Annotated in this window: 9 protein-coding genes and 2 pseudogenes; 7 read left to right on the forward strand and 4 right to left on the reverse strand. The window is 70.1% G+C overall.

Annotation, left to right across the window (positions count from 1 at the left end; genetic code table 11):
- Positions 1 to 316: 316 nt before the first annotated feature.
- Positions 317 to 1,018 (forward strand): HNH endonuclease, encoded by a 702-nt coding sequence (locus ABEB07_RS28480; protein ID WP_345670972.1) that lies wholly within the window; start codon positions 317 to 319, stop codon positions 1,016 to 1,018.
- Between the two features lie 264 nt (positions 1,019 to 1,282).
- Positions 1,283 to 2,590: a hypothetical protein gene (locus ABEB07_RS28485; protein WP_345670974.1), complete on the forward strand. Its 1,308-nt coding sequence runs from the start codon at positions 1,283 to 1,285 to the stop codon at positions 2,588 to 2,590.
- A gap of 95 nt (positions 2,591 to 2,685) precedes the next feature.
- Here the strand turns inward: ABEB07_RS28485 and ABEB07_RS28490 are convergent, their stop codons facing one another.
- From ABEB07_RS28490 to ctaD, 3 genes are all read right to left on the reverse strand, one after another.
- Complete coding sequence (locus ABEB07_RS28490; RefSeq protein ID WP_345670976.1) at positions 2,686 to 3,489, reverse strand: N-formylglutamate amidohydrolase; 804 nt, start codon at positions 3,487 to 3,489, stop codon at positions 2,686 to 2,688.
- A 161-nt stretch (positions 3,490 to 3,650) separates the two neighbouring features.
- A complete protein-coding gene (locus tag ABEB07_RS28495) occupies positions 3,651 to 4,214 on the reverse strand; it encodes a hypothetical protein (protein ID WP_345670978.1) in 564 nt (187 codons plus the stop codon).
- Between the two features lie 2 nt (positions 4,215 to 4,216).
- Positions 4,217 to 5,971, reverse strand: coding sequence for an aa3-type cytochrome oxidase subunit I (gene ctaD / locus ABEB07_RS28500; RefSeq protein ID WP_425589086.1), 1,755 nt, complete (start codon positions 5,969 to 5,971; stop codon positions 4,217 to 4,219).
- 299 nt (positions 5,972 to 6,270) lie between these two features.
- Between ctaD and ABEB07_RS28505 the strand changes: the two genes are divergently transcribed.
- The 3 genes from ABEB07_RS28505 to ABEB07_RS28520 all read left to right on the forward strand — a co-directional run bounded on the left by ABEB07_RS28505 (position 6,271) and on the right by ABEB07_RS28520 (position 9,722).
- Positions 6,271 to 6,702: a helix-turn-helix transcriptional regulator gene (locus ABEB07_RS28505; protein WP_425589087.1), complete on the forward strand. Its 432-nt coding sequence runs from the start codon at positions 6,271 to 6,273 to the stop codon at positions 6,700 to 6,702.
- Between the two features lie 945 nt (positions 6,703 to 7,647).
- Complete coding sequence (locus ABEB07_RS28515; RefSeq protein WP_345670979.1) at positions 7,648 to 8,046, forward strand: EVE domain-containing protein; 399 nt, start codon at positions 7,648 to 7,650, stop codon at positions 8,044 to 8,046.
- A 434-nt stretch (positions 8,047 to 8,480) separates the two neighbouring features.
- Positions 8,481 to 9,722, forward strand: a complete 1,242-nt coding sequence (locus ABEB07_RS28520) for a L,D-transpeptidase (protein WP_345670981.1) — start codon at positions 8,481 to 8,483, stop codon at positions 9,720 to 9,722.
- 129 nt (positions 9,723 to 9,851) lie between these two features.
- On the opposite strand, the pseudogene ABEB07_RS28525 reads toward ABEB07_RS28520, so the two are convergent.
- Positions 9,852 to 10,273, reverse strand: a pseudogene (locus ABEB07_RS28525) (hypothetical protein); the annotation flags it as partial.
- 533 nt (positions 10,274 to 10,806) lie between these two features.
- Here ABEB07_RS28525 and ABEB07_RS28530 point away from each other — a divergent pair.
- Together ABEB07_RS28530 and ABEB07_RS28535 are read left to right on the forward strand one after the other, a co-directional pair.
- A complete protein-coding gene (locus ABEB07_RS28530) occupies positions 10,807 to 12,123 on the forward strand; it encodes an ABC transporter substrate-binding protein (protein WP_345670982.1) in 1,317 nt (438 codons plus the stop codon).
- Between the two features lie 5 nt (positions 12,124 to 12,128).
- Positions 12,129 to 12,422: pseudogene (locus ABEB07_RS28535) on the forward strand (sugar ABC transporter permease); the annotation flags it as partial.

A 12,422-nucleotide genomic window follows, 5' to 3' on the forward strand; every position in this document is an offset into this window, starting at 1 on the left:
CGTCTGGACTCCTCTCGTGAGACCCATCTGACCTGCTGTCACCTTTCCCCGCATCTCGGGGGAACCTCAGGGACTACGGACCGCTTCGACATGGGTGGTCCCGCCAGGGGCCGATGTCGCGAAGCCCAAGAGACTAGCCAGGTGGGGGCGCTGCGGTGCCCCTACAGAGCGGGGCCGCTTGCAGCGAGCCTCGCAAGGGCTTTGTATCTGGATGGCTTCGGCTGTGCTCCCCGCTGCCGGGCCAGGTCGATGACACGCGTGTCGAATGTCAGTGCCTCCTTTTACGATCCTCGCGAATCAGTCAGAGAGCGGGGACGTGGTGGACAAGATTCGTCGTGGCGAGCGAGGTAAGCAGAAGACCTGGCAATGGCTCATGGTCCTCACAGCGCAGCGTGGACTGTGCACCTACTGCGGCCGGTCGCCTGCTACGACACTCGACCATGAGAAGCCCGTCACGGAAGGAGGGGCGGACATCTGGTGGAACTTCGTTCCGGCCTGCGATGACTGCAACCGCTGGAAGAAGGGCCGTACTGCGAAGCGCTGGGTGGCGAACCTGGATCTCCACCACAGGTATCCGAAGGCAGGCTTCGCGACGCGGGCTATGCGGCCCGAGGTGTACACCGGCATCACGAGGCGCGTAGAACGCGTGCAGCGGGAGATAGCAGATACGGACCGCCGTGAGTGGTTCCGGCTGCACTACGGGAGCGAGCGGCATCGGAACAAGACCGAGCTGTCCGAGATCCTCACACGCTGCAAAGAGGAGTTGCGGGGGTATCCGCACCATCCCTGGCGAACGCCGAAGCTCGGCACTTCTCGAAGGGTCTGTACCCGTCTGATGTGCTGTGGCTATCACCACCCGAAGGCAAAGTGGATGACAGCGTTTCTGGAGGGTGGGGAGTACGACGCCTTCCGTCGAGCCGTCTTCAACGAACGTGCCCACGAAGGCGACGTGTTGGGACGAATCATCAGGGATTATCTTGCCGGCAAGGGGCGTGATCGAGACGGCGGCGCGGCATAAGTGATCGCTCCGAGTCCAGCGAAGTCAACGACGTCGGCACCATCGCGGACGGCTCCTCCTTGATCGATGTGCCCAAAGGCTCTCGGCGGCCCGCACCACGAGCTGTCGGCGCCGGCCGGATCATTGCAGGTGGCGGGCACCGTCCGTTGCGTTGTGAGATCGTCAGTTCACCGGGATGCAGCGCCTGTAGTCGCATACACGAGGTTCATGCCGTTCTTGTCGGGCGTCAGCCGTAGGGTGTTGTCGGGAAACAAGGGGGAGACGATGACTGACCATCGCAAGGCAGTCGTTCCGGTGTGGACGCTGGCGACCGATGACGTCCGGGTGCCGGCAATGGCCGGAGACAAGCCGATGACGGCTGAGCGCCTGGCGGAACTGCGCGGCGTGCTGGCCGCCCTGGCCGCCGCGCCGATCGCCACACTCGAGGTGCATCCGCTGCCCGACAAGCTCGACCGCAGCCGAGGCATCCCGCTCGATGCCGCGAGTCCCCTGGCACAGCACCTGTCACAGTTCATCACGCAATCGACGCGAAGTTCCCTTACCGCGGCCAGGGCGACCGCCGCGGGCGAGAACCTGTATCGCATGGTGGTTCCGGCGAAGGTCGCCGCCCAGTTCGGTCAGGGCGTCGTTCGCCCGATGGCGTCGAAGGCGGCGGCCGATGGTATCCACAGCGCACTCATGAACTCGACGGGCATCGCCGCGCATGCGACGTTCGTACCAGTCGGTAAAGCGGCGGCAGCAGGCGCGGTCGGCGGAGCCGGTGCGACAGCCGGCGTCGCGGCCGCCGGCAGCGCGGCGCTCACCGTGGCCGCGCCGCTCGTGCTCATGGCCGTAGCGGTGGGCGTAAGCGCGCATGCCGACTACAAGCGCCAGCGGGCTATCGAACACATCACGGAATTGCTGGAGCAGCTGCACGAACAGAAGCTCGAGGATGAGCACAGCGAACTCGACGGCTGCCGCGATGCCATCGACAAAGCCACCGCCATTCTGCTCGACCAGGGCAAGCTCGGAGTTTCTCTGGGGCTGGACTCGGCAGTGCACGCCATCAACACGGCGCTGGGCGCCGCTGACCGCCGCCTTGCTCGATGGCAGAGCGCACTCGACAAGCTGCCCGAGGGCAAGTCCGTCGAGATCAGCACGCTGGCCAAGTCCTTCCCGGGCGTCGACGAGCCTGGCGGCATGTTCCGCGCCCACCTCGGACTCGCCGCCCTGGCCATTGCGCTGAAGCGGCGGGTCGTCGTCCTACAGGCTGTCGAGCACGCCCAGGGCAACCCTGACAACCTGTTCGAGAGCTTCACCCGCGAGCTCAAGCGCGACCAGCACCGCCTCGACGAACTCGAGTCGAGCATTGCCGGTGTCCTGGGACGCTTGTCGGCGCTGGAGCTGGCAGGCCCGCAAGGTCTGCGGCCCGTCTTCACGACCGGTGAAGTCGATCGCCTGATGCGCGCGGCGAACCGGATTCGCAAGCTGGGCGACGGCGTAATGGTCAACAACCGCACGACAGACGTGGCGATTGAGATTGCCCGCGACAAGGACGGCTCGGTGGTCGTATTCCCTGCGCTGTCAGCGTAGGCGTAGGCGCGCTCGGACTCACGTGGTGCGTGGTGTCAACTCGCCCTGTTGCGGCCGGTCAAGGGAGGGCGTGCGCCGGCCGTGGTGGGGGGACATCAATCGTCCGTACCGATCTTCTCGACCAGTCGGGTCAGTGCGTCGGCGAGTGCGTCCAGTCCCGGGCCTGCCGGGCCGCCCGGCTCGGTCATGTACACGTCCCGGCGGATCTCGATCATCAGGGCGCCGACCCTCGGGTCCGTCCCGTAGTACGCCAGCGGTACGTACGTCCCCTGGAAGGGGCTGTCGACGCCGGTTCCGCCGAAGTGCGCGAACGCCTTCTCCGCTCGGGCCAGCAGCTCCGGCGGGGTGTGGAAGGCGTCGCGCCCCAGGCAGACGGGGGGACGCGGGCCGTCGCCATGCAGTTCGTAGGGGAGGGGCGCGGTCGGGTAGGAGTGCACGTCCACGATCACCGCGCGGCCCACCGCCGCCAGCCGTTCGCCGACCGCTTCGGTCATGGCCGCGGCGTACGGGCGGAAGTACCGCTCCACCAGCGGGAGTCCGTCGTAGTCGGCCGGGCGCAGCTGCGCGCGGTGCGTGGTCCGGGTGTACACGGCGCCCATGCCCACCGACAGCATCTCCTCGCGCTCGTCGGGGAACCGCTCCGGGTCGACGACCAGCCGCGAGAGCCGGTTCACGAACCGCCAGGGCGTGATCGGGGAACGGGCGGCGGCCATCGCCGCGATCTCGGCGGTGTGCGCGTCGGTGATGTGGTCCAGTTCCCGTTCCAGCGCGGTGTCGTCGAGGATGATCCCGTCGCGCACCTGCGCGGGGATCGTCCGCGAGGAGTGCGGGACGTGGAGGATCACGGGGGAGTCGGGGGAGCCGGGAAGGCACTCGAAGGACGATGACATGTCGCTCATGCGCGAGGTCTCCGTGGCGTGTGGGTGTGGATCCTGCGTCGAGAGGCAAGCATGCCTCCCGCCTGCCCGACCGGCCGGTGCGGGGCATCGGCCGGCCGGGTCCGGTGATCATAGGGCAGGCGGGTGACCTCCGCGGTCGTCCGTACGCCGGGCCGGAGGCGCTAGCGCCGGACCCGTGTCCGGCCCGTCGCGGGGGCGGTCCGGCGGCTCGCGTGGGCGTACGTGGCCGCCGCGGCGAGGAACACCGCCATGATCGCGGCCGGAGCGGCGGCCGTCAGCCAGCGGGCGTCGCCGTCCGGTCCGGAGGCGGCGTGCAGGACCGCGACGGCCAGGGCCGCCGCCGCTCCGCACCCCACCACGGCGGCGACGGCGCGGCGGGACCGGCCCGCACCGGCCGGCGGCGGCAGAGGGCCCAGCCGTGCCCAGTGGGCCGCCGTCTCCCGCTCCTCGCGCCGGCGCCGTACGACGGCGTACAGGCGCAGGGCGATCGTGGCGGCGGCGCCGACGGCGGCCGCGACGAGAGGTGTCCGCCACCCCCGCGCCACCAGCAGCAGTGCGTCCAGCACACCCGCGCCGGCCCAGCCGGTCAGGCAGGCCGCGGCCGCGATGCGCCGCGAGTCGGGCCGGTCGGCGCCGGCCCGCAGGTCGGCGAGGGCGGGCAGGTACCAGACGCAGCCGGCGGCGGTGAGCGCCGTGGTGCCGAGCGCGGCGACGGCGTGTGCCATGACTACCTCGCCGCCGTTTCGGCCTCGACGGCGCCCGCGGCCGTGGCCGCCGCGTCCAGCGCGGCGATCTCCGGGTGGTGCAGGTCGAACGCCGGTGACTCGCTGCGGATGCGGGGCAGGGAGGTGAAGTTGTGGCGCGGCGGCGGGCAGGACGTGGCCCACTCCAGCGAACGGCCGTAGCCCCAGGGGTCGTCGGTGTGCACCGGCTCGCCGTACTTCGCGGTCCGCCACACGTTGTAGAAGAACGGCAGGATCGACAGGCCCAGCAGGAACGCCCCGATGGTGGACAGGGTGTTGAGGGTGGTGAAGCCGTCGGCGGCGAGGTAGTCGGCGTAGCGGCGCGGCATGCCCTCGGCGCCCAGCCAGTGCTGCACCAGGAAGGTGAGGTTGAAGCCGACGGTGAGCGTCCAGAAGGTGATCTTCCCGAGCCGTTCGTCGAGCATCTTGCCGGTGAACTTCGGCCACCAGAAGTGGAATCCGGCGAACATCGCGTACACGACGGTGCCGAACACCGTGTAGTGGAAGTGCGCCACCACGAAGTACGAGTCGGAGACGTGGAAGTCCAGCGGCGGCGCGGCCAGGATGACCCCGGTCAGGCCGCCGAAGACGAACGTCACCAGGAAGCCCACCGTCCACAGCATCGGTGTCTCGAAGGACAGCGAGCCCTTCCACATGGTGCCGATCCAGTTGAAGAACTTCACCCCCGTCGGCACCGCGATCAGGAACGTCATGAAGGAGAAGAACGGCAGCAGCACACCGCCGGTGACGTACATGTGGTGCGCCCACACGGTCACGGACAGCCCCGCGATGGCGATGGTGGCCCCGACCAGGCCCATGTAGCCGAACATCGGCTTTCGGGAGAAGACGGGGATCACCTCGGAGACGATCCCGAAGAACGGCAGCGCCAGGATGTACACCTCGGGGTGGCCGAAGAACCAGAACAGGTGCTGCCACAGCAGCGCGCCGCCGTTGGCCGCGTCGAAGATGTGGCTGCCGAACTTGCGGTCGCACTCCAGGGCGAAGAGCGCCGCCGCCAGCACGGGGAAGACGATCAGTACGAGCAGCGCGGTCAGCAGCACGTTCCACACGAAGATCGGCATGCGGAACATGGTCAGGCCGGGTGCGCGCATGCAGATGATCGTGGTGATGAAGTTGACCGCTCCGAGGATGCTGCCGAACCCGGACAACGCCACACCCATGATCCACATGTCGGCGCCGAGCCCCGGCGAGTGCACCGCGTCCGACAGCGGCGCGTACAGGAACCAGCCGAAGTCGGCGGCGCCGTCCGGGGTCAGGAAGCCGAACGCGGCGATCGAGGAGCCGAACAGGAACAGCCAGAAGGCGAGCATGTTCAGCCGGGGGAAGGCGACGTCCGGCGCGCCGATCTGCAACGGCATGATCCAGTTGGCGAACCCGGTGAACAGCGGCATCGCGAACATCAGCAGCATGATCGAGCCGTGCATCGTGAACGCCTGGTTGAACTGCTCGCTGGACATCAACTGGAGTCCAGGGCGAGCGAGTTCGGCGCGCATCGCCAGCGCCATCACACCGCCGACGACGAAGAACACGAAGGCGGCGACGAGATACATCGTCCCGATCCTCTTGTGGTCGGTGGTGGTCAGCCACTCGATCCAGGACGGCCGCGTCCGCCCACCGCCGGCCGCCTGCCACGCGCCGGCCGCCTCCCGTCCGCCGGGTGGCGCGACCTCGTCTCCCGGTTCCGCTGCCGCCGCCTGCTGTACCCGCACCTCGTCCACCGGACGGTGCCCTCCCGATCCCGCTCGCTCCATCGACGCCACGACGGACCGACGCCGTCCGCTCCGGACGCGAGTCCGGACCGGACCGTCCCGGCCGCCGCCCCATGATCACCGCGAGGGCACCGGGGGCCGATAGGGCCGAACAGTCCCCACGACGGCCTCCGGCCGGGCTCACCGGCCAGGGACCAACAGGCCCGAGGGTCCTGGCGCCCGGCGTACACGGCGGCCTTCGATGCGATATGTGTATCGCGTCAACAAGCTTCCGTTGTCGGGCATAGCCCGCCTGTACGGTGGCGGCCATGACCGACAACGCCGTCCCGCCGGCCGGCCCGCTCGTCACCGGCTCCGAGATCGCGCGGCTCGCCGGGGTGACCCGAGCGGCGGTCTCCAACTGGCGGCGCCGGTACGGCGATTTCCCCGCACCGTCCGGCGGGAGCGCCAACAGCCCTCTCTTCGACCTCGCCGAGGTCCAGACCTGGCTGGCCGGGCAGCGCAAAGGACAGGACGTCTCGCAGGAGGTACGGCTCTGGCAGCTGCTGCGCGGGGCCCACGGCGACGACATGATCGCCGGACTCGCCGAGGTGGCGGAAGCCCTGGCCGCCCCGCCGGGCGCGACCGTCGGCACGCTGCCCGAGGACGCCGTCCGGCTGGCGCGGAACCTGGCCGCGGACGGTTCGGCGTCAGGTACGACGGTCCGATGCGGAAGTCCTCCTCGTCGATACGGGAGTTGAGGGCGTCGAGGAGGTCGGCGGGCTCGGGGCCGCGGCCCTCCCGCGCCGGCCGGCGGCGCAGCAGCCCGCTCGTCGGCTCGGTGCGCGGCGACAGCTCCACGAACGCGAACCGCCGCCGCATGGCCGTGTCGACCAGCGCGATCGACCGGTCGGCGGTGTTCATCGCCGCGATGACGAACAGGTTGGGCGGCAGCGCGAAGTCGTCGCCCGAGTACGTCAGCCGCACCGACTTGTTGCGGTACTCCAGCAGGAAGTACAGCTCGCCGAAGGCCTTCGCCAGGTGGGCGCGGTTGATCTCGTCGACGTCTGCAGACCGTGTCGCCGCGCTTCATCCAGGACAGGAAGGCGTGCAGTTCCTCCACGAGCTGTTGGCGCCGGCCGTACGTGGCGGTCGACTCGTAGTCCTCCTGGACCGGTGTGCGCAGCTCGTCCTTGCTCACACCCTGCTCCACGCCCTGCCGCAGCCGGCCGGCGGCCAGGGTGACGCGCCCCTCGGGCAGCCACGTCCGCCGGACCAGATCGAGGCCCGTCACGTTCGAACCGCGCACCAGCCAGGACTGGTTGGCGCCCGGCCACACCCCGGACATGTAGTCCGGCAGCGGCCGGTCCTCCTCGGTGTGCCACTCCTCCCATCCGTGGCGCGGGGGCGCCGACCAGGAGCACGGCGGCGAAGGAGGGCGAGCCGAACACCACGTCCTCGGTCAGCTCCAGCCATCCCGGGCGGCGCGCCGACGGCACCAGCACACCCTGGGCCCGCAGCCATCGCTCCCCCTCCGCCGGACACACCTGCCGCACACAGTACGGGGCCGCCCGTACGCGGTCGCCCCGACGGCCGGCCCGCGGGGTCGGTCATTCGTCTGCGGACGGCCAGGGCGGGCTGGCATGATGAACCGGCCGGACGAGCTGCGCGCGCGTACAGCGCGCCGACGAGGCGAGGGCGGAAGCGTGGGGGACTGGATCTACATCCTCGACCCGAACAAGGACACCGTGGACGGAGAGCCCTCCGGCAAGGAGACCATCCACCGTCTCGCCCAGGAGGAACCCGAGCTGGACCTCTGGCTCAGCCGGCGCAACCGCATGAGTCCGGGCGACCGGCTGTGGTTCTTCTTCAGCCGGCCGGAGTCGGCCGTCGCCGCGGTGGCCGAGGTCGACGCGGAGCCGTACGAGGATCCCGCGGACCCCGAGTTCCCGTACCGCGTCGAGGCGACCCTCCTGCCGGAGGCGACGGACGCGCTGTACGGCAGCCCGGTCGGCCGGGAGGAGCTGGGGCTCGGCCAGGTGAGATCGGTGCAGAAGGTGAAGCCCGAGGCCCTGCCGGTGCTGCTGGCGCGGGCGGGGCTGTAGAGCGACGGGCCGGGCGGGGCTGTAGAGCGACGGGCCGGGCGGGGCTGTAGAGCGACGGTCCGGGCGGGGCTGTAGAGCGACGGTCCGGGCGGGGCTGTAGAGCGACGGGCGGGGCGGGCGACCGGCCGCGGCCGGTCGCCGGGCCGGGCTCGCCGCGCGGTGGCCGGCCCGGTGGCCGGCACGGCGGCCTCTGACGCGTTCTCCCACGTCATCCGGCCGATCTCTCCGGCCGGTCCGACCAGGGCGTTTCCCCATGTCTCCGGCGCCGGCCGGACGATACGGCACTGACCGCACGGGCTGGGTGGCCTTCGGCACAATTTGCCCGATTAGGGCGGATGGGGACAGAAGAATGTGTATAAGTGGTTCGAGAGGCGGTTGCACTTCTCCGGTGGCCGGCTTCGAAGACTTACCGACCAAGGGCATGGGAGAAGCGTTTGATCACGGCACGTAAACGACACACCGGGCTGGCTGCCGCGGCCGGCGTACTCGGCGGCGTCCTCGCGGTCACCGCCCTCGGCGGCACGGCACACGCCGCCACCGGCGGCGATGGCGCCGGAAACCGGCCGAAGGCCGACGCCCCGGCGGGTCGGACGGCCGCCCCGGATGTTTCCGACGCCCGAATAAAGATCACCCCCGGGGAAGGCGCCCACGGCGTCGCGGTCGACGGCCCCGTGAAGGTGACCGCCAGTGACGGCAAGCTCACCAAGGTGACCATGACCGCCCTTGCGACCGGCGCCGTGGTTCCGGGCACCCTGTCCGCGGACGGCGCGTCCTGGACGCCGGACGGCGCGCTGAAGCGGGCCGCCAAGTACCAGATCGCCGCGGAGGCCGCGGACGACCAGGGCCGCCCCGCCACCGCCACCGCCACGTTCGCGACGGTCTCCCCGGCCAACGACTTCATCGGGCACCTCACGCCCCAGAACGGTTCGACCGTCGGCGTGGGCATGCCGGTGAGCTTCACCTTCGACAAGGCGGTCCGCGACAAGGCCGCCGTGGAGTCGGAGATCCAGGTCAGCTCCAGCAGCGGCCAGCAGGTCGTCGGCCACTGGCTCAACGACGGCCGCCTGGACTTCCGCCCCCAGAGCTACTGGAAGCCCGGCTCCACCGTCACCGTCAAGCTGACCTCCCAGGGAGTGCAGAAGACGGTCGCCTTCAAGATCGGCCGGAGCCAGGTCAGCACGGTCGACGTCAAGACCAAGAAGATGACCGTCGTGCGCGACGGCAAGGCGATCAGGACCATCCCGATCTCGTCCGGCAGCACCGAGCACCCGACGTACAACGGCCAGATGGTGATCTCCGAGAAGTTCCAGCACACCCGGATGAGCGCGTCGAGCGTCGGCCTCACCAACGAGGACGGCAAGCCCGCGTACGACATCGCGGCCGTACCGCACGCCATGCGCCTGACCGACTCGGGCACCTTCATCCACGGCAACTACTGGAGCGCCGACTCGGTCTTCGGCAAGGCCAACACCAGCCACGGCTGCGTGGGCCTGAACGACGCCCGGGGCGGCGGCGACAGCAAGCAGCCCGCCGCGTGGTTCTTCGACCACTCGATGACCGGTGACGTCGTGATCGTCAAGAACTCCGCCGACCAGGGCAAGCTGGCCCCGGACAACGGCCTCAGCGACTGGAACGTGCCGTGGAGCCAGTGGGTCGCGGGCGGCACGGCCGGCTGACGCCGGGTACGTCCCCCGCACCCGAGTGTGCACACCGCCGGGCGGCGGCCGACACCCTGTCGGCCGCCGCCCGGCGGTGTCACGGCCGCGCGCACGGTCCCGGGCGCGCGGCCTCCGTCCCGCGCGCCCTCAGCCCCGGGTGCCGCGCTCCTCGTCGGTGCCGCGCAGGCGGCGCGCCCGCTCGGCGATCCCGCCCGAGAGCCTGTCCTTGACCGCGCCGGCCCGGTCCAGGGTCCCGGCGCCGAGGGTCCTGGCCGCGTCGACGCTCTTCGCGCCCGTCTCCAGTGCCTTGTCCCGCGCCTCCACCGCCGCGACCGCCCACCGTCGCGTCTCCGCCGACCGGACTCGATCCCGAGCCGCCCGTGGAAGTCGTGGACACCGGTGGTGACCCGGTTGCTCGCCTGGACCACGGCCGGGGACTTGGCCGGGTGCAGCAGCACCTTCGCGTTGGCGGTGTCGGCGGCCGCGTGCATCCGGGCCACCAGTCGCCCGGTGCTGCGCGAGATGAGCCCCAGCCGGTTGCGCCGGGCGGCCCGGAGCCCGATGCGGTGCCGGCCAGCCACTCCCGAGCCCGGGACTCGGCTTCCCCGGCCGCCGAGGAGCCGTACGACACCCGCACGCCCGCCGACTCCACTTCAGGAAGTGAACGCAGCGAGCACGGGAGGCGCTCCCTCGCCCGTGGAGTCCTCCCGCGGGTGAACGAAGCGCCAGGTGGGACGGCGGAAGTCCGGTCACCGACCGGTGGTCGATCACAGTTCCCGACCCGCGCCGCGCGGGCCGCACCGGTCTTCGCCCGCGCCCTCGTGCGGGCCGCCGATACCCAACCGTTGCACTGGGTCCGCGCACCCCTTCCGTCGCAGGTCAGACACGCTGAACAGGCCAGGAGCGCAGGGCACTTGGGGCCCCGTCCGGGACGTCGGCCGATTCACCCCTGCCGCATCCCTTGACGGACCCGCTCCGGGAGGTTTAACTCACGTCCTAAATTAAGCCATGAGGTGCTTCGGAAGTCGAACGGGGACATACCTCCCCCGGCGTCCGGACGTCTCCTCGGGTTCTCGACTCCCGGAAAGGGACACCCGGAGCCATGCGCAGCATCCGAGCCGCGGCCGTAGGCGCCGTCACCCTGTCTCTCGCCCTGGCGGCCTCGGCCTGCGGAGGTGGTTCGTCGACCGGCGGAGGGTCCAACGACGCGCCGAAGACGCTCACTTACTGGGCCTCGAACCAGGGCACGAGCATCGAGGTCGACAAGAAGGTCCTCCAGCCCGAACTCGACAAGTTCGAGAAGCAGACGGGCATCAAGGTCAAGTTCGAGGTCGTGCCCTGGGCGGACCTGCTGAACCGAATCCTGACCGCGACGACTTCCGGCCAGGGGCCCGACGTCCTGAACATCGGCAACACCTGGAGCGCCTCCCTCCAGGCGACCGGCGCGCTGCTGCCCTGGGACGCGAAGAACTTCGGCAAGATCGGCGGCAAGGACCGCTTCGTGGACTCGGCCCTCGGCTCGACCGGTGTGACGGGCCAGGACCCGGCGGCCGTCCCGCTGTACTCGATGGCCTACGCGCTCTACTACAACAAGAAGATCTTCGCCGACGCCGGGATCGCCAAGCCCCCGGCCACCTGGGCCGAGTTGGTCGCCGACGGCAAGAAGATCCAGGCGAAGGGCAAGAACGTCCTGGGCGCCGAGGGCGCCAACGTCTCCGAGAACATCCACCACGTCTTCGTCTTCGCCAAGCAGCACGGCGCGGACTTCTTCACCGCCGACGGCAAGGCCGACTTCGCCAACGACGGGGCGGTCGCGGCGGTCAAGCAGTACGTCGACCTGATGGCCAAGGACAAGGCCATCCCCAAGGGCAACGCCGAGTACGCGCAGAACCAGTCCGTCAGCGACTTCGCCAAGGGCAACACGGCCATGCTGCTGTGGCAGTCGGCCTCGGCCAACCTGAAGAACCAGGGCATGAGCGAGGCCGACTACGGCATCGCCCCGGTGCCCGTGCAGTCCGGGACGCCCGGCGCCGGCGCCCAGGCGAACTCGATGGTGGCCGGCATCAACATGGCCGTCTTCAAGAACACCCACAACCTGGACGGCGCCACGAAGTTCGTGAAGTTCATGACCAGCGACGACGAGCAGAAGATCCTCAACAAGGCGTACAGCACCATCCCGCCGGTCAAGGGCGCCCAGTCGGACCCGGCCTTCGACACCCCGGCCAACGCCGTGCTGAAGAACACCCTCGCCACCAGCGCCGTGGCGCTGCCCCAGGTCGCCGCCGAGTCCCAGTTCGAGACGACGGTCGGCACGGCCGTCAAGGACCTGTTCGCCGACGCCGCCGCCGGCCGCACGGTGACCACCGAAGCGGTGAAGGCCAAGCTCCTCAAGGCCCAGCAGCAGATGCCGGCGAAGTGAGCGAGATGACCGGCACCGTTCGTTCGGACACGGCGAAGGTGCGGTCCGCGCGCGGTGACTTCTCCCCCGGGGCGGTGCGCGGCCCGCGCCGTCCCGGGCGGATCAAGCGCGTCGGACTGCCGTATCTGCTGCTCCTGCCCGCGTTGCTCCTGGAACTCCTGGTCCATCTGGTGCCGATGGTGATCGGCATCACGATGAGCTTCAAGGAGCTGACGCAGTTCTACATCCGGGACTGGGGCACGGCGCCCTGGTCGGGCATCGACAACTACCGTCTTTCGGTGGACGTCAACGGCCCCGTC

Source organism: Streptomyces similanensis (genome assembly GCF_039543625.1).
GTDB classification, from domain to species: Bacteria; Actinomycetota; Actinomycetes; order Streptomycetales; family Streptomycetaceae; genus Streptomyces; species Streptomyces similanensis.

What these genes read in the sequence shown, in the direction of transcription:
- ABEB07_RS28495 (WP_345670978.1), bottom strand. Translation starts at nt 4,214, where the DNA reads ATGGCACACGCCGTCGCCGCGCTCGGCACCACGGCGCTCACCGCCGCC.
- ABEB07_RS28490 (WP_345670976.1), bottom strand. Translation starts at nt 3,489, where the DNA reads ATGAGCGACATGTCATCGTCCTTCGAGTGCCTTCCCGGCTCCCCCGAC.
- ABEB07_RS28485 (WP_345670974.1), top strand. Translation starts at nt 1,283, where the DNA reads ATGACTGACCATCGCAAGGCAGTCGTTCCGGTGTGGACGCTGGCGACC.
- ABEB07_RS28505 (WP_425589087.1), top strand. Translation starts at nt 6,271, where the DNA reads ATGACCGACAACGCCGTCCCGCCGGCCGGCCCGCTCGTCACCGGCTCC.
- ABEB07_RS28530 (WP_345670982.1), top strand. Translation starts at nt 10,807, where the DNA reads ATGCGCAGCATCCGAGCCGCGGCCGTAGGCGCCGTCACCCTGTCTCTC.